This window comes from Arhodomonas sp. AD133 (assembly GCF_051195215.1).
In the GTDB taxonomy this organism is placed as follows: Bacteria; Pseudomonadota; Gammaproteobacteria; order Nitrococcales; family Nitrococcaceae; genus Arhodomonas.
Genome location: NZ_JBNAZM010000064.1, coordinates 1 through 22,420 on the forward strand (window position 1 = coordinate 1; position 22,420 = coordinate 22,420).

Sequence of the window (22,420 nt, forward strand, 5' to 3'; positions counted from 1 at the left end):
ACGCCCGCGCCGCCCGAATGCGCCACCGTGCACCCACGCAGCGTCAACGCCCGCTCGCGCGCGGACACCGCCGGATCGCCGTTACCGCCGGCATAGCGCACCTCCACGTGCGAGAGCGTCGCCGCCGTGTCCTCACCGCGCAGCTCCAGCCCCCGCCAGTCCCCCGGCCGCGGCAGGCTCGCGTAGCCGTCGGCGTTGAAGTCACCGCCACGCGCATCGTCCCGCTCGGAGGTGAACACCACCGGCGCCGACGCCGTGCCCGGCACCGACAGCGCCCCGTCCACCCGCAGCCGCGCATCCGGGGCGAACTTCATCACCACCCCCGGCGAGACGTCCAGCCGCGCACCATCGCGCATGTGCAGCTCGCCGCTGACGTGGTAGGTCCGCGCCTGCGCCTCGCCCTCGGCGGCCTGCTGCACCGTCACCTCGAGGTCCTCGGCGCGGTCGCCGCCAACCACCCAGACACCGTCGCGGTGGTTGGGCACGAGCACGTTGCCATCATCCGGCCCCGGCAGCACGCTCGCCGGCAGCCGCACGCCACGCTCGTTATCCACCACCGTGTTGTCCCGGATCACCGGCGGCCCATGGCGCACCGTGTCGCTGTACTGAATGCCGAACTCGGCACCGCCGCGGATGTCGTTGCCTACGAGGCTCGGCGCGGCACTGTGCACCCGGATGCCCTGACGGCCAGCATCGCGGATGACGTTATCCTCCAGCTGTGCCGGCGCGTCATTGTAATAATCTCCCAATACCGCAATGCCGCTCCAGCCGCTGCCGCGCACCCTCGTGCGCTCGACCCGCGCGCCGGCCTCGTTGATGCGAATGCCGTTGCGCGCGCTCGAAACCATCACGCTATCCGACACCGTCACCGGCGCATTCAGGACCAGCGCCGCGTTGCGCCGGCTGTTGTTGTTGCCGCCGGCATAACGCAGCTCCAAGCCCTGGATATTCGTCACTGACGGCTTGGCCTGTGAACCTATGATCACGCCTTCCCAGTCGCCCGCGTCAGCTTGACTTGGTCCGTCGCCGTTGGTGTCGCCCCCCACCGAGTCGTCGCGGTAAGAGGTGAATATCGCGGGTGATTCGCTCGTCCCTTCGACGCTAAGCTCTCCGTTGACGTCAAGCCTGGTCCCGCGCGCGAACTTCACGATGGCGCCTGCTTCGACTGTCAGCAGCACGCCCTCACTAACCGACAGGTTGCCTGTGACGTGATAGATCTCACCGCCTTGCCAGACAGTCCGTTCGTCCAAGTCGCCGGAATACTCTATCGCGGCGTGGGAGACCACCCCCCATGCAATGGCGACGAACGAAAGGAAACACTGAAGGCAACGCGAAGATGTCATGGGCCCACCCGCCAAGCGGCACAGTCATTGAGCGATCAATGAAAGATCCGGCAGGCCCTGAGAGATGGAGAGCATGGGAAGAGATCCCGCGCGCAACCGAAAAGCAGTACGCAGCACGGGGCTCGTGGGCGCCCATCCTTGGCCCAGCAGATCGTCCTTGGCGCGGAACCTTACTGGAAGATAGTTGCCCGAATCAACACGGCAAGAGGCCAACCCTCGTCAACGGGACATCGCCAGGAGCAATTCGAGGCGCGGCAGCGCACTGCCACGCCTCGAGGGTCCAGAAAACGACGTCAGGCGTTACGCCACCGCCACGTTGAACGCCGCGTCCATGAGCGCCCGGGTGTAGGCCTCGCGGGGATGGTCGAAGACCTCCTCGGCGGGACCCTGCTCGACCACCCTGCCCTCGTTCATGACGACGATGTAGTCGGACAGCGCGCGCACCACGGCGAGATCGTGGCTGATGAAGAGATACGTAAGCGCGTGGCGGGCCTGGAGGTCGCGCAGGAGATCGACGACCCGGGCCTGGACGGAGCGGTCGAGGGCGGAGGTGGGCTCGTCCAGGAGCAGAAATCGCGGTTGGAGGATGAGCGCGCGGGCGACGGCGATGCGCTGGCGCTGCCCGCCGGAGAACTCGTGGGGGTAGCGATTGCGCATGGCGTCATCCAGGCCGACCTCGTGGAGTATCTGGCAGACGCGCTGCTCGCGCTCGCGCCGGCCGAGCTCCGGATAGTGGACCGACAGGCCCTCGGCGATGACCTCGCCCACGGTGAGTCGCGGCGACAGCGAGCCGTAGGGATCCTGGAATACCACCTGCATGCGCCGTCGCACCGGGCGCATGCCGTCGCGATCCAGCGCCTGTAGCGAAGCGTCCTCGAAAAGGATGTCGCCCTCGCTCTCCACCAGCCGCAGGATGGCGCGACCGAGGGTGGACTTGCCGGAGCCGGACTCGCCCACGACGCCCACGGTCTGGCCCTGGCGCAGGGTCAGGCTGATGCCACGGACGGCCTCGAAGTATTCGTCCCGCCGGAACAACCGCTGGCGGATGGGGAAACGCACGTGCACGTCCTCCGCGCGGAGCAGTACCGGTGCGGTGTCGGGGACCGGCGGCTTGTGCCCGCTCGGCTCGGCGTCGACGAGCATGCGGGTGTACTCGTGGCGTGGGTTCGCGAAGACGGCTTCGGCGTCGCCCGTCTCCACGATCTCGCCGTAGCGCATCACACATACGCGGTCGGCGAAGCGGCGAACGATGCCGAGATCGTGGGTAATGAACAGGATGGCCAGGCCCAAGCGCTGCTTGAGATCATTCAACAGCGCGAGGATCTGGGCCTGAATGGTGACGTCCAGGGCGGTTGTGGGCTCGTCGGCGATCAATAGCTCCGGGTCGCAGGCGAGCGCCATGGCGATCATCACGCGCTGGCGCTGTCCACCGGAGAGCTCGTGGGGGTAACTCCGGGCCCGCCGTTGCGGCTCGGGGATGCCCACGAGCTCCAGGAGCTCCTGGACCCGTTGCCGGGCGGGCTGGCCCTTGAGACCGCGATGCAGCCCGAGGGACTCCTCGATCTGGGCGCCCACCCTCTGAACCGGATTGAGCGAGGTCATGGGTTCCTGGAAGATCATCGCGATGCGGTTGCCGCGCACCGCACGCAGATGCTTGAGGGGAGCCTTAAGTAAGTCGTCGCCGTGATAGCGGATGGCTCCCTTGGGATGCCTCGCCATGTCCGGCAGCAGTCGCAGGATGGACTGCGAGGTGACCGACTTGCCGGAGCCGGACTCGCCCACCAGCGCGACGGTCTCACCGCGACGGATGTCGAAGCTCACCCCGCGCACCGCCTCCACCACACCGGTCGGCAGATGAAAATCCACGTGCAGATCGTCGACCTGCAGAAGGATATCGTCGCCTTTGTCATCCATGGCATGCCTCCGTCAGCGGGTTCGGGGGTCGAGGGCATCGCGTAGCCCGTCACCGAGGAAGTTCAGCGCGAACAGCGTGCTCGCGAGGAACAGGGATGGAAAGATGAGCATCCAGGGCGCGGTTTCCATCATGTTCCGCCCTTCGGAAACCAGCACGCCCCAGCTCGTCAGCGGCTCCTGCACACCCAGGCCGAGGAAGGAAAGGAAGCTCTCCAGCAGAATGACCTTGGGCACGGTGAGGGTGACGTAGACGATGACGGGGCCGACGCTGTTGGGAATGAGGTGGCGCGTGACGATCTTGCGGTTGCTCACCCCAAGGGCATGGGCGGCCTCGATGAACTCCCGGCGTTTCAGCGCGAGGGTCTGGCCGCGGACGATACGAGCCATATCGAGCCATTCCACCATCCCGATGCCGGCATAGATCAGGAAGATGCTGCGTCCGAAGACCACCATCAACAGGATGACCAGGAACATGAACGGCAACGAGTAGAGCACGTCGACGATGCGCATCATGACGTTGTCCACGCGGCCGCCGGCGTAGCCGGAAACCGCACCATACAGCACGCCGATGAACACGCTCACCAGCGTCGCCACCACGGCCACGGACAACGACACCCGCCCACCGTAGAGGGTACGCACCAGCAGGTCGCGGCCGTTCTGATCGGTCCCGAACCAGTGCCCGTTCTCGAGGCTGGGGGCGGCGGTGATATTGCTCCAGTCCACGTCGTCGAGGCCGTAGGGCAACAGGTACGGGCCTGCCATGCAGGCGAGCGTCATGACGATCAGGAACGTCAGGCTCGCCACCGCCGCGTGGTTGTGGGTAAGCCGGCGCCAGGCGTCGCGGGCGAGGCTGTCGCCGGATTCGGGCGGCGCATCGTATTCCGCCGGGGGGAGTGTCTGAGTATCAGTCGTCATAGCGAATCTGCGGGTCCAGCCAGCCGTAAACGAGGTCCACCAGGAGGTTCAGCACCATGATGAGCGCGCCGTAGAAAACCACCGTGCCCATCACCAGCGTGTAATCGCGGTTGAGCGCCCCCTGGACGAAATACCGGCCGATGCCGGGGATGCCGAAGATCTGCTCGATGACCACCGAGCCGGTGACCACCGCCGCGATGGCGGGGCCGAGATAGGAGACCACCGGCAGCAGCGACGGCCGCAGCGCGTGCTTGACGATCAGCCGTGTCTCCGCGAGGCCCTTGGCGCGCGCCGTGCGTATGAACTGGCTGCCGAGTACCTCGATCATGCTGCCGCGGGTCATGCGGGCGATATAGGCGATCTGCTGGAGGCCGAGGGCGATAACGGGGAGGATCAGATTCGGCCAGGCACCCTCGTTCCAGCCGGCCACCGGCAGCCAACCCAGCATGACCCCGAACACGAGTGCCAGCACCGGCGCGATGACGAAGTTGGGGATGGCGATACCCGTCATGGCAGTGGCCATCACGGCGTGATCTACCCAGCCGTTGCGGCGCACCGCCGCCAGACAACCGATGGGGATCCCCACCAGCAATGCGAGCCCTATGGCCCATAGGCCGAGCTCGAGACTTGCCGGCAGACCCTGGAGGATCAGCTCGGTAACGGTGAAGTCCTGATACTTGAACGACGGCCCCAGATCGCCGTGCAGCAGGTCCCAGAGGTAGTTCAGGTACTGCATCGGCAGGGGCTGGTCGAGGTTATAGGCGGCCCGCAGGTTCTGCTCGATCTCCTCGGGCAGGCGCCGTTCACCGTCGAACGGCCCGCCCGGGGCAACGCGCATGAGAAAGAACGAGATCGTGATGACGATCAGCAGCGTCGGGATGGCCTGCAGCAGCCGCCGCGCGGTATAGGCAAACATGGTCGTCTCCTCGAGAGCATCCACGGTGCCGGACGGCGGCGCCCGCCGTCCGGGGGCGCCATCGGCCTCAGCGCTCGATATCCACCCAGCGGGTGCGATGGATGTCCTCGATATTGTCCTGCCAGCCCGTGATCTTCGGGTTCACCAGGTTGCGGGAGACGTAGTAGTAGATCGGGATATTGGCGTGGTCGCCCAGCGCGATGGCCTCGGCCTTGCGCAGGATGCGGGCGCGCTTGTCCATGTCCTGCGTGTTGGCGGCCTTGTCCAGGCGCGTGTCGAAAGCCTCGTTGGAGTACCGGGCGTAGTTCTGCCCGACCCCGGTTCCGTAGAGATTGAGGAAATTGTGGGCGTCGTTGAAATCGCCGATCCAGCCGGCGCGCCCCACCTGGAAGTTGCCTTCCTGGAGATTCTTGTAGTGGACGGCGACCTCGGTGTTGAACATCTCCACCTGCACACCGAGCGCTTTCCACATGGCCGCCACGGCCACTGCGACCTTCTTGTGATCTTCCTGGGTGTTGTAGCGCAGCTCGAGCTTCAGCGGGTTGTCCGGTCCGTAGCCGGCCTCGCGCATCAGTTCCTTGGCGCGACGCATGCGCTCGTCCATGGGCATGTCCATGAACGACAGATGGGCCGCCTCGTAGTTGTTCACGCCCGGCGGGACAAAGCTGTAAGCGGGTTTCTGACCGGTGCCGAGAATCTTCTCCGCGACCACCTCACGCCGCACGGCGAGACTCAACGCCTTGCGGACCTTCGGGTCGGAGAGGGCGGCACCGTCCTGGGTGTTGAGCGCGTAGTAGTAAATGCCGAGATACGGCGCAACGTGCACCGCCTCGGGGAAATTCTCCTTGAGCCACTCGTACTTGGCGGAAGGGAACTCGCGGAGAATGTCCACCTCGCCGGCGCGGAAACGGTTGACGCCGGTGTTCTTGTCCTCGGTCGGATAGTAGATCACCTTGTCGATGGCGACGTTTCCGGCGTCATGGAAGTGCGGGTTCTTGCTGGCGCGCACCTCCGTCTGCGGCACCCATTCCTCGAGCTGGTAGGCGCCGTTGGAGACCATGTGCTCCGGCTGCGTCCAGTCGTCCCCGTATTGGGTGACCACGTGCTTGGGCAGCGGATAGGCGGTGTAGTGGGCGAGCTGGTCGAGGAAGTAGGGGGTCGGGCGTTCCAGGGTAACGCGCAGCGTGTGGTCGTCGACCGCCTCCAGCCCTAGGTCGTCAGCGGATGCCTCGCCCTGGTTGAACGCCTCGGCGTTCTCGATGGGGTAGAGAATGTAGGCGTACTTGGCGGCGGTGGCGGGCTTCAAGATGCGGGTGATGCCGAAGACGAAATCCTCGGCGGTGACCGGGTGGCCGTCGGACCACTTGGCGTCGGATCGCAGGTGGAACGTGTAGACCGTGCCGTCCTCGCTGATCTCCCAGCTCTCGGCGACTCCCGGTATGCGGGAGACATCGGCGGCCTCGGTAACCAGGCCCTCGAAGAGGTCGCCGACGATGTCGTTCTCCCAGGTGCCGGTGACCTTGTTCGGGTCCAGCGACCCCGGCTCACCCTGGGTGGCGATGCGGAGCGTCTTGGCGGAAGCGGTGGCGAGGGGAGCTGCGACGACGGCAGCGGCAAACACGGCGGCGACGGCCGCGCGCAACGGATTCCATCCCATGGGCCCGTACTCCTCACAAAGTTATTTTTTCTACGCACACGCCGGTTGGGCAGTATGCGACGTCCATTCAATCCACGCCCTTGTGGGGCGTGCCGGGAGATATCCGCCTCCCGATAGGGCACGAACAATATGAACGCGACGTCGCGGCCAGTGCAAGCATCCCGCCTAGCGCCCGGGATGCGGCAAACGGCTTGCCGGGTGCGGTATCCTCGGCGCGTCAGACACCCCAAGGGGAGGGATACACGACCATGCTGAAGGGATTCGTCGCCGGGGCCGTGCTCGCCGGCATCATCGGCTTCGCGCTCGGCTACAATCACGGCCGCGGCGCCCCGTGGCACGCCAACCCCTTCGCTGAATACACGCTCGGGGACCGATTCAGCGATGAGGCCAATCGCATGATCGACGATCTCCAGCGCGAGCTCGAGCAGGAGCGGCCATGATGCGCGAGGCACTGCGCGACCGTCAGGCCTGGCCCCTGCTCATCGCTCTGGCGCTCGGCGGGCTGCTGCTCTACCTGCTTCAGCCCATCCTGGCGCCGTTTCTCGTGGGCGCCCTGCTCGCCTACCTCGCCGACCCCATCGCCGACCGCCTGGAGGCGCGCAAGCTATCGCGCACGCTATCGGTAGTGATCGTGTTCGGGGCGATGCTGCTCATCGTGGTCGGCGCAGCACTGCTGATCGCGCCGCTTCTCGCGCATCAGGTGGACTATCTCGCCCAACGCCTGCCGCAGATCATCGACTGGGTGCAACGCACTGCTGTGCCATGGGTGGAGGCGAACCTGGGTCTGTCGGCGAGCCGCCTGGACACCGAAAGCCTGCGTCAGGCGATCGCCGAGCACTGGCAGTCGACGGGCACCGTCGCCGCCACCGTCGTGGCCGAGGCAACGCGTTCCGGGCTCGCATTCGTGGGTTGGATCACCAACCTCGCGCTCATCCCCGTGGTCGGCTTCTACCTGCTGCGCGACTGGGACGTGCTGGTAGCACGCATCCGCGAGCTCATCCCGCGCCAGCTCGAGGGCACCGTCAGCGCCCTGGCACTCGAGTGCGACGAGGTCGTGGCGGCGTTCCTGCGCGGCCAGCTCCTGGTGATGCTCGCCCTCGGGGTGATCTACGCCACCGGCCTGTGGCTGGTGGGCCTGAACCTCGCCGTGCTCATCGGCCTGCTCGCCGGGCTCGCCAACATCGTGCCCTATCTCGGCTTCATCGTGGGCATCAGCGCGGCGAGCATCGCCACCGTATTCCAGTTCGGCGACTTCTGGGTGCCGCTCGCCCTGGTCTGGGGGGTCTTCATGGTCGGCCAGACCCTGGAGGGTTTCGTGCTCACCCCCTGGCTCGTCGGCGACCGCATCGGCCTGCACCCGGTGGCCGTGATCTTCGCCATCCTCGCCGGCGGGCAGTTGTTCGGCTTCACCGGTGTCCTGATCGCGCTGCCGGCGGCGGCGGTGGTGATGGTGCTGTTGCGCCATGCCCACCAACGCTACCTGGGAAGCCGGCTGTATGGCCCGGAAAGCGCCGAGGAGCATCGATAGCACGTTTTTCCGACGGGATCTCGGCGCGGACCGGGCTCCCGGATTACTATGTTGTCCGCCGGTGCCGCCGGCTGCGTGTGATACCGAGACGAGAGGCCCATGAGCGAGAACATTCCCGAGCGCATCGCCAGTGAGCTGGGCGTGCAGCCGCGCCAGGTCGACGCGGCGGTGGCGCTGCTCGACGACGGCGCGACCGTGCCCTTCATCGCCCGCTACCGCAAGGAAGCCACCGGCGGCCTCGACGACACCCAGCTCCGGGCGCTGGAGCAGCGCCTGACCTATCTGCGCGAGCTCGATGATCGGCGCGCCACGGTGCTCGCCGCTATCGAGGACCAGGGCAAGCTCACCGCGGAGCTGCGCCAGGCGATCGCGGCGGCCGATACCAAGCAGCGCCTGGAGGATCTCTACCTCCCGTACAAGAAAAAGCGCCGCACCAAGGGCGAGATCGCAAAGGAAGCGGGGCTCGAGCCACTGGCCGACACGCTGCTCGACGACCCGACCCGGGATCCGGCCGACCTCGCCAATGACTATCTGAACCCCGACCAGGGCATCGCCGATACGGACGCGGCCCTCGAGGGCGCGCGCTACATCCTCGCCGAGCGCTTCGCCGAGGATCCCGAGCTCATCGCGGAGCTGCGCGACTTCGGCTGGCAGCACGGCGTGCTGGTCTCGGAGGTGAACGAAGAGCAGCGCGAGGAGGGCGCCAAGTTCTCGGACTACTTCGATCACCAGGAGCCGATCCGCAGCATCCCCTCGCACCGGGCGCTCGCATTGTTCCGCGGCCGGCGCGAACGGGTGCTGCGCCTGCGGCTCGCCATGCCCGACGAGCTCGACGCCGAGCGCACCGGACCGTCCCGGGGTGAGGGTATGATCGCCGCGCGCTTCGGCATCCGCGACCAGGGCCGCGCCGCGGATACCTGGCTCGCCTCGGTGGTGCGCTTCACCTGGCGGGTGAAGTTGCTCACGCGGCTGGAAACCGATCTGCTCGCCCGCTTGCGCGACGATGCCGAGGCCGAGGCCATTCGTGTCTTCGCCCGCAACCTGCACGACCTGCTGCTGGCCGCGCCCGCCGGCCCCAAGGCGGTCATGGGCATCGACCCGGGCCTTCGCACCGGCTGCAAGGTCGCCGTGGTGGATGCCACCGGCAAGCTGCTGGAAACGGCCACCATCTACCCCCACGCGCCGCAGAAGCAGTGGGACCGGTCGCTGGCCGAGCTCGCGGCGCTGGCCGGCCGGCACAGCGTGAGCCTCATCGCCATCGGTAACGGCACCGCCTCGCGCGAAACCGAGCGCCTGGGCGCGGAGCTCCGCCGCACTCACCCCGAGCTGGCGCTTACCACGGTGTTGGTCTCGGAAGCGGGGGCCTCGGTGTACTCCGCCTCCGAGACAGCGGCCACCGAGTTCCCGGATCTGGACGTCTCCCTGCGCGGTGCCGTGTCCATCGCCCGACGCCTGCAGGATCCCCTGGCGGAGCTGGTGAAAATCGACCCCAAGTCCATCGGCGTCGGCCAGTACCAGCACGACGTCAGCCAGGTGGAACTGGCGCGCACGCTGAACACCATCGTCGAGGACTGCGTCAACGCCGTGGGCGTCGACCTCAATACGGCCTCGGCGGCGCTGCTCGCCCGGGTGTCCGGGCTCACCAACTCCCTCGCCGAACGCGTCGTCGCCCACCGCGACCGCCACGGCGCGTTCCGCAACCGCAAAGCACTGCGGGAGGTCGCACGCTTCGGCGAGAAGACTTTCGAGCAGGCGGCGGGCTTTCTGCGCATCCGCGACGGTGACAATCCGCTGGATGCCTCGGCAGTGCATCCGGAGGCCTACCCGGTGGTCGAGCGCATTCTCGCCGAGACCGGGCGTGACGTACCCCAGATCATCGGCGACAGCGCCCTGCTGCGGAAGCTCGACGCCCGCAAATTCACCGACGAGCGCTTCGGCGTGCCCACGGTGACCGACATTCTCGGGGAGCTGGAGAAGCCCGGCCGCGACCCGCGCCCGGAGTTCCGCACGGCGAGCTTCCGCGAAGGCGTGGAGAAGCCCGAGGATCTGGAGCCCGGCATGGTCCTGGAGGGCACGGTGACCAACGTCACCAATTTCGGTGCGTTCGTGGACATCGGCGTCCATCAGGACGGTCTGGTGCACATCTCCGCGATGGCGAATCACTTCGTCAAGGATCCGCGTGAGGTCTGCCGCTCCGGCGACGTGGTCAAGGTGCGGGTCATCGACGTGGACCTGGCACGCAAGCGCATTGGCCTGTCCATGCGTCTCGACGACGAGCCCGGCGAGAAGACCGGCAAAGGCGGAAGCGGAAAACCCAAGGGCAAGCGGCCACAGCGGGAACGCGGTAGCGAGCAGAAGCCGCAGACGGCGATGGCCGCGGCGTTCCAGGACCTCAAGGGCAAGCGCTGAAGGGCTCACCCGCCGCGCCCCGGGTTGGTATCATGGCGGTCGTGGTTCGCTATGACCGCTTGCCATTGTCATGAGCCGTCCGGATCGACAAGACGAGCCGCGCCTGCCGCGGCGCCCGGTGGAACCGGATCTCGACGAGTGCTGCGGCACTGGTTGCGATCCGTGCGTGTTCGATCTCTACGAAGAGCGCCTGCAGCGCTGGCGCGCACGCTGTAACGAGATCCGGGCCGCCCACGGCCTGCCGCCGGAGGAAGAGCCGCCGTGCTGATCAAGCTCCTGGTGTTCGCCGCCGTGGTTGCAGGCGTCATCCTCTGGGTTTCGCCACAGGCGCGCGAACGCCTGCGCCCGCACCTGCCGCGGTTGCTGCTCATCGGTGGTATCGGCGCAGTCGCGTTGCTGGTCGTGACGGGACGGCTGTCGTGGATCGGCGCGGCGATCGCGGCGCTGATCCCCCTCGCCCGGCGCGCGCTGCCGCTGCTGCTCAATGCCGGCGGTCTCGCCAACCGGCTGTTTGCCTGGCGCGCCTCGACGACCGGCGCCGGAAACGCCGACGACGCCGCAGCGCCGGCGCGCGGCAGCATGACCCGCGCGGACGCACTCGCCATCCTCGGGCTGGAGGAAGGCGCCGATCGCGCCGCCATCCTCGCCGCCCACCGTCGGCTGATGCACCGCTGCCACCCCGACCGCGGCGGCTCCGACTACCTGGCCGCGCGCCTCAACGAGGCGCGTGACTGCCTCCTGGAAGGCTAGCCGGACCATAGCCTGTTAGACTGCATCGTCAGTTCCGTCCCAGGTTCCCGAGGATGTATCACCGCTTCTACGGTCTCGACCACGATCCATTCCGCCTGACGCCGAGCGCCGCTACGGTTTACCACCATCCGAGCTTCGAGCGCGCCCGGGCATATCTCGAATACGCCCTGATGCAGGCGGAGGGCTTCGTGGCCGTCACCGGACCGCCGGGCAGCGGCAAGACGACCCTGGCAGCAGACCTGATCGCCCACCTGCCGGCCGCCACGGACGTGGCCCACATCGTTACCTCGCGACTGGACGCCGACGATCTCCTGCGCATGGTGGCGGCGGCCTTCGACCTGACCCCGGCACACCGGGACAAGGCCTGTGTGCTGGAGACCCTGCACAAGGATCTGGCGCGGCGGGCGGCAGCGGACAGACGCAACCTGCTGGTGGTCGACGAGGCACAGGAGCTCTCCACCGAGGCCCTGGAGGAGTTGCGCCTTCTGACCAATCTCGCCACCGCCGACAAACCGCTCCTCCAGGTCGTGCTTCTCGGACAGCATTCACTGCGAGAACGCCTGCAACGCCCGGAGATGGAACGTCTCCATCAGCGTCTGATCGCGTGCTGCCGGCTGGAACCCCTTACCGAGGAGCAAACCCGTGCGTACGTGCACTATCGCCTGGATCAGGCCGGCTGGCAGGGCGACCCGGCGTTCACGGACCCCGTGCTGCGCCTGCTCCATGCCGCCTCCGGTGGCGTGCCCCGGCGCATCAACCTCCTCGCCGGCCGGCTACTGATGGACGCGTTCGCGGCGGCTCGCCACCGGGTGGGCGTCGCCGACCTGCGCGGCGTACTCGAGGAGATGCAGGAAGAAGCCCTGGAAACCGAGTGGCGGCCCCTGGTCGACGAGCTGGCCGCCGAAGAGGGGCGCCTGACCGGCACCGCCCCCGGCAAAGACGCCAACACGGCCACGAGTACCGCCGGACAGCCGACTGCATCGCCCCCCGCCGCGACCGAAACGAACGACACGCGAATGCCGGACATCGGCGTCGACCCCCTCGACCATGCCTGGCAACCGGAGGTGGAAAGCCTGCCCCCGCTCGACCAGCCCCACCGGGACAAAGGCGAGCCGCCGCGGGAACCGATCCTCACGGACGTCATCTCGCCCAGGGAAGCGCGGGACGGCAACCGTCGCCCGGGACACCAGCGTCCGGCCGAGCGCGACAACAGCCAGCGACACCACCACACCACGAGAGTGGTGGCAACGATGCTCGCCGTGGTCGCGCTGATCATCGTGGTCGCAGCGGCGACGCCGGTCTTCGACGGCCTTCAACAACGGCTCAACGGCTGGGTCGGCGCCCTTACCGGCACCGATATCATGCCCGAGTAACCCGCGGTGGGCTTCTCACGTCACTCGGGGCGCTGATAAAGGCCCACCAGCTCAGTCTGTGCCAGCACCAGGCCGGACATGGCACGCTCCAGTGACGCCCGGTTGAGCGGGGTATCCTCCACCGCCAGCGGCGCAGCGAGCGCATACAGGCGAAAGAAGTAGCGGTGCCGACCGATGGCGGGCAAGGGTGCCGCGTAGCCCACACCGTGAGCATCATTGATACCCTCGGCCGCTCCCTGCGGCAGCGCGGCGGCGGTCACGCCCTCCGGCAGCTCCCCCTCGCCCCCCGGCAGGTTATAGACCAGCCAATGCACGAACGCCTGTCGCGGCGCGGCCGGGTCCGGCGCATCCGGATCCTCCACGATCAGCGCCAGGCTCTGCGCCTCGGCGGGGACGCCGTGCCAGGCGAGTGGTGGTGAGACCTCGGCGCCATCACCCGTGTAGCGCATCGGAATCGAATCGTTATGATGAAAAGCGGGGGATTCCAGTTCGAACGTCATCGACCAGCCTCGTGGCAATCCACACGCGCCCAGTATTGCTGTCGCGCACGGACAGGCCAAGCCCGCGAAACGCTCGGGCGCCGTGCCCCATCGTCGTCAAGGAGTCGCCATGGTCGCCGCTGTTCTCGCCCTGCTCGTCTGTCAGCTCGCCGGCGAAATCCTCACCCGAGGGCTGGATCTGCCGCTACCGGGGCCGGTGCTCGGCATGCTGCTGCTCGCCACCGCGCTCGCTCTGCGCGGCGGCGTCCCGGAGGACATCGCCCGGGTCGCCCGCGGTCTGCTCGACAACCTCTCGCTGCTGTTCATTCCGGCAGGCGTGGGCGTAATCGCCCACCTCTCCCGGCTCGCCGACGCCTGGCTCGGTCTCGCGGTCACGGTGCTCGTGAGCACGGCGATCACCCTGGTCGTCTCGGCGGCGACCCTGCGCTGGCTGATGCGCGTAACCGGCGCCGCCGAGGAGTGAGGCGATGGAGGCCATCACCCGCATCTGGGTCTATCTCGCCCAGCAACCCCTGCTCTGGCTCACGGTCACCGTGGGCGTCTACGTGGCCGCACAATGGCTTTTCCGCCGCAGCGGTGACTGGCCGCTCGCCAACCCGGTGCTCGTCAGCGTGATCGTGCTCGTGGGCGTGCTCATGATCACGGACACCGACTACGCCACCTATTTCGACGGCGCACAGTTCGTCCATTTCCTGCTGGGGCCCGCAACGGTCGCGCTGGCAGTGCCGCTCTACGGTCAGGGCGAACGCCTGCGCCGGCTATGGCTGCCGATTGGCATCGCGCTGCTGGTGGGCTCGGTGACGGCGATTGTGTCGGCAGCGGCCGTGGGCTACCTGGTGGGCCTCGACCCCGAGACACTGTACTCCCTGCTACCGAAATCCGTGACCACACCCATCGCCATGGGCATCGCCGAGCAGATCGGCGGACTGCCGTCGCTGACGGCGGTTCTGGTCATTCTCACCGGCATCACCGGTGCGGTGGCGGGCATACCCATGCTCAGGCTGCTCGGATTCCGCGATCCCGTCGCCAAGGGCTTCGCGGTGGGTGTCGCCGCGCACGGACTCGGCACGGCACGTGCCTTTCAGCACAGCGAGGCCGCGGGCGCGTTCTCCGGGCTCGCCATGGGGCTGAACGGCGCATTGACCGCCCTGCTGGTGCCTGTGCTGGTGTGGCTACTGAACTGAGGCCGCTCGCGATGGTCGGAAGGGGTGTCTGTCAACACGGAGTCACGCCATGCATGCACGGATCGCCGCCGGCCTCTGCGCCGGCCTGAGCGTCGCCACGGCCAGCGCCGCACCGGTGGACACGAAAACCCTGACCCTCTACCAGGGTGGAGCCGCTCTGGTCACCGCCGAAACCAGCGCTATGCTGGAGCCGGGCGTCAGCAGGTACGCCCTCGAGGCACTGCCTCAGCGGATGCGCTTCGAAAGCCTGGACGTCACCAGCGGCGACGGCGCCCGCGTCACCACCCTGCACAGGCAGCCGCCGACGGACGTTCTCGCGCGCCGGGTCGGGAAGACGGTATTGCTCGTCGATGACGAAGGCGGCGAACGCCGCGGACGGCTGATACAGCTCCGCGGCGACGGCCGGGCCGTGGTCTCCGTGGACGACCGCCTGGAGGTCATCGCGCCGGGAGACCCGTGGCGGCTGGTGCTGCCCGCCGACGCCGAGCCCGCCAGGGAAGGTATCGCCGCGACCATCGATGCAGACTCCGCCGGCGAGACACCACTGGCGATCACTTATCTCACCGACGGCCTCGACTGGCAGGCGGACTACACCCTGCGCGTAGGCGAAGACGGCGCCAGGCTCGCTGGCATGGCCACCCTCCACAACGACACCGGCGCCGGTTTCGATCCCGCGGCACTGCTGCTGGTTGCCGGCGACGTCAATGACGCCGGTGGCGGCGGGCGCCCTGTGGCCCGGGAGCTCACCATGGCCGCGAGCGCCGATTCGGCCCCCAAGCGCGAGACCGCCGGCGACTGGCATGCCTACCGCCTCGACGGCGAACATGCCCTTGCCGAGGGCGAGCAGCTGCGTCTACCACTGATGTCGCCCCAGCAGGTGGATACCGAACGGCGCTATGAGACGGTGGCCAACGCCAATGGCTGGATGGGGCGCGAGCCGCAGCCGGCACCGGTGACGGTCCGCCTCGAGGTCGCGCCGGACGGTGAGCGCCGGCCGCTGCCGGCAGGCACCGTGCGCGTCATCGACACCACCCGCAACCCCGCGTTCTTCCAGGGCAGCGATCGCATCGGCCACACGCCGGCCGGCAAGGGCTTCGACCTCACGCTCGGACGCGCGTTCGACGTGCGTGCCGAGCGCAAGCAGACCGCCTTCGAACGGCTCGGCAGCGACAGCCACGAGACCGCCTGGGAGGTCCGTCTGACCAACGCCGGCGCGGACGCGGTGACGGTGGACGTCGTCGAACGCATCGCCGGTGACTGGAAGCTGCTGGAAGCGAGCGTCTCGCCCGCCGAGCGCGACGCCCGGCACCTGCGCTGGGCCGTGGAAGTACCTGCCGAGGGCGAGACCACCCTGCGTTACCGCGTGCGCATCAACCGCTGAGCGACATGCCCCGCCCCCGCTCACTGCGCGGGGGCGGGTATACCCGGCGCAGTCGTCCCACGGCACGCATCACGGCGATTCCGGCTCGCGGTCATCCCGGCACTGACCGTTCAACGCCTCCTCGATGGTGCGTTGGTAGCTGCCGGGCAGTCGTTGTACTTCTTCCATCCAGCCAAGCCGGCCCGGCGCGACCAGGTTGTAATACTGCCAGACCACCTCGCCGGCGGCATCGAGCTCGAACGCACGCCCGGCCCTCGCCTCGGTGACCAGCAGATTACCGTTCGGCAGCCACTGATGCTTGCCCATGATGTCGGTGAAGAACGGCTGTCGCTCACTGCCCTGGAAACGGACTTCCGGGCGCTCATCGTCGGCCGACACGATGACTATCCGGCTTTGCGGCGCATCCGCGCCGGGCGAGAGATTGTTATTGTCGAACACCGAGATCGTGTCCCCGTCGATGAAGTCCGGATCGTGCTGTCTCACGAACCGGCCGATGCTCAGGTACTTGACGGCCAGATCGTCCTCGCTGAACACGAGTATCGCATTGATGTTCCGTAGCGAGATCACGACGTCGCCCGGAGCGAATGTCCCCGGCGCCATGTCCGCCGGAAACGTCTCTGCGTCATTCATGTGCAGAGTATCCCCGGTGACAGCCGAGGAGAGGTTGTCCGTCGTGCTCAGGTACAGGAGGCCACCGAGGCCATTCACCTGCAGGAGCTCCGGTATGGAGATTTCCTTCAACAGGTCGCCTTCGGGAGAAACCTTCAGGAGCGTGAATTCGAGAAACGGCGGTTCGTGATTGGGAAACCGGGGATCGCGCTCGGTGTGCGGTACCTTGCCGGGCACCCACAGGTTGCCGTCGGCGTCCACGTCGATGGAGTGATGCGTGCGGTAAGGCAGGCGCCAGACCACGTTGCCGCAGATATCCAGGCGCACGAGCCCTTTGTCGAGGTAATTGAACACCAGATCGCCATTCGCCATGATTTCCGCGCCGTGGATATTGGTGCCAGGCGGTGACTTGGGAATCTCGGATTCCGTCAGGTGTTCGGGATCGGGCCAGATATCGAACCAGTCCACGTCCCATGCGTGCACGACGGTCCCGTCCATGGCGACGATCTCCACCGACAGGCGATCGCTGTCCGCGATGGAGGTAACCAGATTCACGCCGTCGTAGGCCTTGGTGCGGTGATAAACATCCACGCGCTCCGCCTGTGATGTCTGCCGGTAATACCAGGCAAGCGTGTCGCCCCGTGACAAGGCGACAAGCTGGAGAATGCCGTCACGGACCTGGGGGTAAGGGGCGAGTTGGAATCGGCCGGCGAGCATACCGTAAGCGAGCGCCAGCAGCACGGCGGAGAGAACGAAGGATCTGAGCGCCATGCGCGCCGGGTCGAAGAACGATCGCCCACCGCCACTACCCGAGCCTCCCCGTGGTGGCCCGCAACGCGAGCGGTCCCGACATCCGGTCATCGCCGGTCTCCACTGCGACGCTCCAGTTCGGCATGCACGGCGTAGGCCCGCTCCAGGCGCCACGGCTCGCAGGACTGCGTGCCGGAGCCATCCGCTCCCCGGTGCCGGATTCGCGGTGCCTTCGCCACCAGGCCGGCGACATCATTCACGCCGCAAAGCCCGGCGACCCGCTCCAGTGTCTCGACGGGCCTGCGGCACAGGGCATCGTGGGAGACGAAGCAGACCGGGTGCTGCTCGGCGGACTCGATCAGCGACGCGTAGGCAGCGACCCAGTAGTCGACCCAGAATGCCAGCGTCGTCGGGTCCCGTGCGTCGGTCGTGTCGAGCCAGCCGCCGAAATCCACCGGTCGCAGGTTCGCACCGAAGTCATAGTGGCCGATGGCGTCCATGTACGTCCGCACGAAGGGGTCGCGGCGATGTAGCTCGAGGAAATTGAGGTGCTGCCTGAGTAGCGAACCGGCATGAGCGAGAGGATCGCGATAGGCGACCAGAATCGTCGCGTGCGCGAAACTTCGCCGCAGCAGCCCGATTCGGGCAATGTTGAGATTGTTCTTGGAGACGTAGCGCCATGGCCGACCACTGTCGGCCATGCGGTTGAGCGCGATGATCTTTTTCAGGTGGCTGGCGAACGCCTGCTGGAACTCCGGCTTCGTGAGCTCCATCCATGGCCTTATGCGATCGGCGTCGTAGTGTTCCGGCCAGTAAGAGCGCCAGATCACCTCCTCGAGCGCTTCGGGCGTGTCAGCATCGATGAGCATGCCATCGCGGTGAGCCCGTTCCTGGGGGCATCCGGGTTGGCGGAATGGTGTCGACACCCGGTCCCAGAGCATGGGTATCCATACGAACGGCATGTTGCGGTACGTATGCGCGGCGAACTCGTCGAGCCCCGCCAGCAGTTCCAGCAGCAGCGTCGTTCCCGCCCTGGGTAACGCGGTGATAAAGACCGGCGTCCGGTCATCGATATCGGCCAGGCAGCGATGGAAGATGCGATCCTCGATCTCGGCGACAGCCTGCTGGAGCGGCTCCATGCGGAATGCGATGCGATGAAGGGCCCGATCGAACGCGCTGTAGCGACTCGCGAAAGTCACGACGCGCCCTTCCGCTGGATCGCCAGTGCCGCCAGCGCCGCGCCGGAAACCGCCAGCACGAACCACCAGGACGCCGCCACGTCGAGCACTTCGCTCAGCCGCAGCAGGCCCAGTCTATCCAGTGCCCAAACGACCGACAGGGGCAGCACCAGCGCGCCGAACCCCGCCGTCGCCAGCGTTGCGAACAACCCCAACAGCAGTTTGGCGTAGCCACGCAGAACGCGCTCCTTGACTTCGTCGCTCAACGATGGGTCGCTGAGCACGCGATACGCCGAGCGACTGCAGGTCAGTGCATCCTGGGCGCAGGCGACGACGCCAAAGGCCCGCATCAGGGCGAGGCAGCCGGCGACCAGGAGCACGGCACCGGCGACCGCGTTCATGGCGACGGCCGCCTACCCGGCAGACGCCCACGCTGGCGAGCGTTCGCGCGGACACGCAGCAGCCGCCGCAGTGGAAACCAGACGAAACCGGCGATCGCCACCACGATGGTCGCCAGCAGCGCCACGAGTGCACCCAGCGCGGAGAGCCCGGTTCCGGGTCCAATGTAGGCAAGAGCCGGTGACGTTGACAGCATCGCGGCAGGCGCGATGGCCAGCACCAGGCGGGCCGCCGATGTGCTCCGGGCCGGGGAGCCGTGCGCAACGCTTCTGTGCTCCCGGGCCAATCGATTCCGGCGTACCATCGGCGCCTCCCGTCTCGTTTGTCGCAAACGTTGTGAACTGGCGGTCAAGAGCAGGGCAGCACCACACGCATGCAGGAGCCATGAGTGCTGGTGGCCTGCTTGCCGTCACAGATCGTCATCCCCTATGGAACAAGCATGGTTGCGCCGAAGCGGAAGGCCTAGGAGTTCCTTGCACGAGGGTTGGACTATCTTGCGCTGCACCGAGCGCGCCGGCCATCGTTCGCGGGTCACCGCCGAGAATGCTCCGCAGGGATGGAAGGGAATTCGAAAAGCGTGGCCTTCGCTATCCCTGCGGATCGGCTGGCCACCAGGGCAAGGCGCGACGACGAATCGTGGCGGGTCTTACGGTCGGGCGGCGCAACGCGGCGCTGGCGAGACCGGGGCACTCCCCTCGGTCGCACCATGACGCGCCGCGATACGACGGGCCGGTGTTCCGGGCGCGACGATATCGCGGCGCACGACCGCGTGCGTTCTACAGCGCCTGAATGGCCTGTTCGATAGGCGTGTCACCGGCGAGCAGGCCCACCTCCCGATGCACCGTATTGCGTGCCGGAACGATCGCGGCAAGCGCCGCGGCCACATCGGCACGGGGAATCTCGCCGTAGCCCGGCTCGGCGATCCCGGGACCGCACTCGAAGGCATGCACGCGGTAACTCGCCGGCTCGTTGTTCAGGCGGCCGGGCCGGACCACGGTCCAGTCGAGGGAGGTGGCCATGAGATAATCGTCGGCGATTCGCTTGGCGTCGAGGTAATGACGCAGCTTCTCCGGCGCCTGCTCCGGGGTACGGGTACGCAGTGCGCTCACCATCACGAAACGCTTCACCCCCGCCGCGGCTGCGGCGTCGATCAGGGCGATGGCGCCGTCGCGATCCACGGCGAGGGTCTTGTCGCGACCGGTATGCGGCCCGGATCCGGCCGTAAAGACCACCGCATCGACACCGTCGAGCGCCGCTTGCGCGTCACCTTCCAGATCCGCTACCACGGTCTCGGCGCCGAGCGCCTGCAGGGCCGACGCCTGCGCGGAATCGCGGATCATGGCCCGTGCATGAAGCCGCGCGCTCTCACCGACGAGCCGCACCAGCTCTCGGCCGATCTTACCGTTGGCGCCTGCGATCAGGATGTTCATGAGGCCCCCTTTTCGAGCGTGAGATCCACTTCCACCGTGACCTCCCGGCCGACGGTGTCACCGTCCTCCCATTCGCCCTGACCCACGCCGTAGCGCGTGCGGTCGATCGCCACCCGGCCCTCCATGGTTGCCGTCCCGCCGTCGATCCGCCAGTCGAACGGAAGCACCACCTCGTGGGTGCTGCCGCGAATGGTGAGCTCTCCCACCGCCTCATAGGCGAACTCGCCGCCGTCCACGGCGCGAATCTCCCGGGTGACGAAACTGGCCTCGGGATAACGCTCGAAGTAGAACCACTCCTGCGCCGGGAGCTGTTCGTCACGGTCGCTGCTGCCGGTGGTAATGCTGGTGACGTCGATGGAAACATCGAAGCCACTGCCACCGAGGTCATCGGGCGAAAAACGCATGGTGGCGTCGAAGTCACGGAAGCGGCCGTCGAACTCGCCACCCTGCTGGGTCGCGGTGAATCCTAGCCGGCTCTCCTCGTGCCGGATCTGCCAGTCGGTGGCCGCTACAGCCGGCATGGCGACCAGCGCGAGCAGTGGCAGGGCAATCAGTCGCTGCATGAATACCTCTACGAAGATTCGTGACCACGACGAGCGCCCGGGAGCATACGCCGGAGGACATCGTCGCGCAGGATGACATGATGGCGCAGCGCCGCAGCCACGTGCACCGCGAGCACGGCAAGCAACACCCAGCCGAGCACCTGGTGCACGAGCGTGGCGCTTTCCTTGAGGGACTCGCTCTCGGCGATCATGTTGGGAATGGAGAACCAGCCGAATACCGAGAGCGGGAAATTCGCGGCGGAGTTGATGACGTATCCGGCCACGGGCAAGGCGACGAGCAGCGCGTAGAGCAGAACGTGACTCGCGTGCGCCGCCCCCCGCTCCCAGCGAGGCGTGTCCGCCGGCAGCCGCGGCGTGGGATTGGCGAGCCGCCAGGCGAGACGCAGGATCACGAGCGCGAATATGGTGAGACCGAAGGACTTGTGCCAGCTATAGTAGTCGAGCTTGGCCGGCCCCAGCGGCAACCCCACCATGTACCAGCCCAGTGGAAACATACCGACAACGAGCACAGCCATGCCCCAGTGCAGGAGCTGTGCGATGCCACCCCAACGGTCATTGGAGTTGCGTAATCTCATGCGTGCTTCTCCGCTCGACGGGCGTCCCGCGCCATTAGATGCGGCTGATCGCGAATGGTTCAAGTCCGTACGATATCGCCGCCGGCATGCCGGTCACTTCAGCCCACGGGCGCGGCGGATCGTGTCGTAGGCAGCCTGGATCTCCTGGGTACGCTCCTTGGCGACATCGATCATCTCCTCGGGCAACCCCTTGGAGACGAGCTTGTCCGGGTGGTGCTCGCTCATGAGCTTGCGGTAGGCGCGCTTGATCTCGGCGTCGCTGGCGTCCGGGCTCACCCCGAGCTCGCGATAGGCTTCGGGTAGCGGGTCCCGACCGGCCTCACTGGCGTGGCTACGCCCGTAACCACCGGATAGGAACGCCACCAGGCGCTCGAAATCCGCCTCGGAGACGCCGAAGTGGGCGGCGATACGGCGCAGAACCTCACGCTCGGCGTCGCCCAGGGCACCGTCGGCCATCGCCGCCTGAATCTGGATTTCGAGAAAGATGCGCACCAGGTTGATGCGCCCGTGGCAGGTGCGGCGGAATTCGTCCAGCGCGGCGTCCAGATCGAAATCCGCCGACTTGCCCTGGTTGAAGTACTCGATGGCCTGACGACGCTGCTCGGCGGTGAGGCGCATCCGCGCCATGACCTGCTCGGCAGCGGCGATTTCCGCCTGGGAGACGCGCCCATCGGCCTTGCACAGGTGCCCCATGACGGTGAACGTGGTGCGGAAGAACGCCGCCCGTGGATCGCCACCGCCGCCACCGGCGGCGAACCGTGTGCGCGCCAGCCCCTTGTCGAACCAGTGCCCCAGCGCCAGCCCCACCAGCGCCCCGAGGATACCCCCGGCCATGTAGCCGAGGACGAGACCGATGATCTTGCCGATCCAGTTCATGCGATTGACGTTCGTCGTGCGTGGAACGGCAGAAGATGGGGGGTGGGCGGCGGGGCGTCAAGCGCGGCGGGTCAACAGTTGAAAGTGCAAAGTTTACTAACCTTGCAGGAAATATTGTCAGGTCTCAGTGGCCGTGTGCGCCGCTGTGGCAAGGCGCGAGGAGCGTGGTG

23 protein-coding genes are annotated in these 22,420 nt (G+C 67.1%); 9 read left to right on the forward strand and 14 right to left on the reverse strand.

All coding sequences use genetic code 11. The features are described from left to right. The 5 genes from ACPEES_RS21050 to ACPEES_RS21070 all read right to left on the reverse strand — a co-directional run. The coding region (locus ACPEES_RS21050) for a right-handed parallel beta-helix repeat-containing protein (RefSeq protein WP_435105999.1) at positions 1–1,343 on the reverse strand (1,343 nt) is incomplete at its 3' end. Positions 1,344–1,643: 300 nt separating this feature from the next. Continuing rightward, positions 1,644–3,257: an ABC transporter ATP-binding protein gene (locus ACPEES_RS21055; RefSeq protein ID WP_435106001.1), complete on the reverse strand. Its 1,614-nt coding sequence runs from the start codon at positions 3,255–3,257 to the stop codon at positions 1,644–1,646. 12 nt (positions 3,258–3,269) lie between these two features. Further along, a complete protein-coding gene (locus tag ACPEES_RS21060; protein ID WP_435106002.1) occupies positions 3,270–4,172 on the reverse strand; it encodes an ABC transporter permease in 903 nt (300 codons plus the stop codon). Beyond that, complete coding sequence (gene oppB, locus ACPEES_RS21065; protein ID WP_435106004.1) at positions 4,162–5,088, reverse strand: oligopeptide ABC transporter permease OppB; 927 nt, start codon at positions 5,086–5,088, stop codon at positions 4,162–4,164. Before oppB ends, ACPEES_RS21060 begins: the two co-directional genes overlap by 11 nt. Before the next feature lie 67 nt (positions 5,089–5,155). Continuing rightward, a complete protein-coding gene (locus ACPEES_RS21070) occupies positions 5,156–6,745 on the reverse strand; it encodes a peptide ABC transporter substrate-binding protein (RefSeq protein WP_435106006.1) in 1,590 nt (529 codons plus the stop codon). A gap of 248 nt (positions 6,746–6,993) precedes the next feature. Here ACPEES_RS21070 and ACPEES_RS21075 point away from each other — a divergent pair, with 248 nt between their 5' ends. The 6 genes from ACPEES_RS21075 (at position 6,994) to ACPEES_RS21100 (ending at position 12,805) form a co-directional block, all read left to right on the forward strand. Next, entirely contained in the window at positions 6,994–7,185 is a 192-nt protein-coding gene (locus tag ACPEES_RS21075; RefSeq protein ID WP_435106008.1) for a hypothetical protein, read from the forward strand. Beyond that, positions 7,182–8,273, forward strand: coding sequence for an AI-2E family transporter (locus tag ACPEES_RS21080; RefSeq protein WP_435106010.1), 1,092 nt, complete (start codon positions 7,182–7,184; stop codon positions 8,271–8,273). Before ACPEES_RS21075 ends, ACPEES_RS21080 begins: the two co-directional genes overlap by 4 nt. Positions 8,274–8,372: 99 nt before the next feature. After that, positions 8,373–10,682, forward strand: a complete 2,310-nt coding sequence (locus ACPEES_RS21085; RefSeq protein ID WP_435106012.1) for a Tex family protein — start codon at positions 8,373–8,375, stop codon at positions 10,680–10,682. A gap of 70 nt (positions 10,683–10,752) precedes the next feature. Next, the gene (locus tag ACPEES_RS21090) at positions 10,753–10,950 is read left to right on the forward strand and encodes an oxidoreductase-like domain-containing protein (protein WP_435106014.1); all 198 of its coding nucleotides are present in this window, start codon (positions 10,753–10,755) and stop codon (positions 10,948–10,950) included. Beyond that, positions 10,944–11,432: a molecular chaperone DnaJ gene (locus ACPEES_RS21095; protein WP_435106016.1), complete on the forward strand. Its 489-nt coding sequence runs from the start codon at positions 10,944–10,946 to the stop codon at positions 11,430–11,432. Before ACPEES_RS21090 ends, ACPEES_RS21095 begins: the two co-directional genes overlap by 7 nt. A gap of 53 nt (positions 11,433–11,485) precedes the next feature. After that, entirely contained in the window at positions 11,486–12,805 is a 1,320-nt protein-coding gene (locus ACPEES_RS21100; protein WP_435106018.1) for an AAA family ATPase, read from the forward strand. A 20-nt stretch (positions 12,806–12,825) separates the two neighbouring features. Here ACPEES_RS21100 and ACPEES_RS21105 read toward each other — a convergent pair whose 3' ends face one another. Beyond that, positions 12,826–13,305 (reverse strand): YbhB/YbcL family Raf kinase inhibitor-like protein, encoded by a 480-nt coding sequence (locus ACPEES_RS21105; protein ID WP_435106020.1) that lies wholly within the window; start codon positions 13,303–13,305, stop codon positions 12,826–12,828. A 109-nt stretch (positions 13,306–13,414) separates the two neighbouring features. Between ACPEES_RS21105 and ACPEES_RS21110 the strand changes: the two genes are divergently transcribed. From ACPEES_RS21110 to ACPEES_RS21120, 3 genes are read left to right on the forward strand one after another with little or no spacing between them, the layout of a single operon-like run. Further along, positions 13,415–13,768: a CidA/LrgA family protein gene (locus tag ACPEES_RS21110; RefSeq protein ID WP_435106022.1), complete on the forward strand. Its 354-nt coding sequence runs from the start codon at positions 13,415–13,417 to the stop codon at positions 13,766–13,768. Between the two features lie 4 nt (positions 13,769–13,772). Further along, positions 13,773–14,489, forward strand: a complete 717-nt coding sequence (locus ACPEES_RS21115) for an LrgB family protein (RefSeq protein WP_435106024.1) — start codon at positions 13,773–13,775, stop codon at positions 14,487–14,489. A 49-nt stretch (positions 14,490–14,538) separates the two neighbouring features. Further along, positions 14,539–15,870 carry a DUF4139 domain-containing protein gene (locus ACPEES_RS21120; protein WP_435106026.1) on the forward strand — a complete coding sequence of 444 codons (1,332 nt, stop codon included), beginning with the start codon at positions 14,539–14,541 and terminating at the stop codon, positions 15,868–15,870. Positions 15,871–15,939: 69 nt separating this feature from the next. Here ACPEES_RS21120 and ACPEES_RS21125 read toward each other — a convergent pair whose 3' ends face one another. The 8 genes from ACPEES_RS21125 to djlA all read right to left on the reverse strand — a co-directional run bounded on the left by ACPEES_RS21125 (position 15,940) and on the right by djlA (position 22,250). Then, positions 15,940–17,340 carry an arylsulfotransferase family protein gene (locus ACPEES_RS21125; protein WP_435106028.1) on the reverse strand — a complete coding sequence of 467 codons (1,401 nt, stop codon included), beginning with the start codon at positions 17,338–17,340 and terminating at the stop codon, positions 15,940–15,942. Next, the gene (locus tag ACPEES_RS21130) at positions 17,337–18,428 is read right to left on the reverse strand and encodes a sulfotransferase (RefSeq protein WP_435106030.1); all 1,092 of its coding nucleotides are present in this window, start codon (positions 18,426–18,428) and stop codon (positions 17,337–17,339) included. Before ACPEES_RS21130 ends, ACPEES_RS21125 begins: the two co-directional genes overlap by 4 nt. Then, entirely contained in the window at positions 18,425–18,808 is a 384-nt protein-coding gene (locus ACPEES_RS21135) for a hypothetical protein (RefSeq protein ID WP_435106032.1), read from the reverse strand. The genes ACPEES_RS21130 and ACPEES_RS21135 overlap by 4 nt, the downstream gene beginning before the upstream one ends. Continuing rightward, the gene (locus tag ACPEES_RS21140) at positions 18,805–19,026 is read right to left on the reverse strand and encodes a hypothetical protein (protein WP_435106034.1); all 222 of its coding nucleotides are present in this window, start codon (positions 19,024–19,026) and stop codon (positions 18,805–18,807) included. Before ACPEES_RS21140 ends, ACPEES_RS21135 begins: the two co-directional genes overlap by 4 nt. Before the next feature lie 556 nt (positions 19,027–19,582). Beyond that, positions 19,583–20,236: an SDR family oxidoreductase gene (locus tag ACPEES_RS21145; RefSeq protein ID WP_435106036.1), complete on the reverse strand. Its 654-nt coding sequence runs from the start codon at positions 20,234–20,236 to the stop codon at positions 19,583–19,585. Continuing rightward, the gene (locus ACPEES_RS21150; protein WP_435106039.1) at positions 20,233–20,799 is read right to left on the reverse strand and encodes a YceI family protein; all 567 of its coding nucleotides are present in this window, start codon (positions 20,797–20,799) and stop codon (positions 20,233–20,235) included. Before ACPEES_RS21150 ends, ACPEES_RS21145 begins: the two co-directional genes overlap by 4 nt. An 8-nt stretch (positions 20,800–20,807) precedes the next feature. Next, positions 20,808–21,374 (reverse strand): cytochrome b, encoded by a 567-nt coding sequence (locus ACPEES_RS21155; protein WP_435106041.1) that lies wholly within the window; start codon positions 21,372–21,374, stop codon positions 20,808–20,810. Between the two features lie 93 nt (positions 21,375–21,467). Then, positions 21,468–22,250: a co-chaperone DjlA gene (gene djlA / locus ACPEES_RS21160; protein ID WP_435106043.1), complete on the reverse strand. Its 783-nt coding sequence runs from the start codon at positions 22,248–22,250 to the stop codon at positions 21,468–21,470. Between the last annotated feature and the right edge of the window lie 170 nt (positions 22,251–22,420).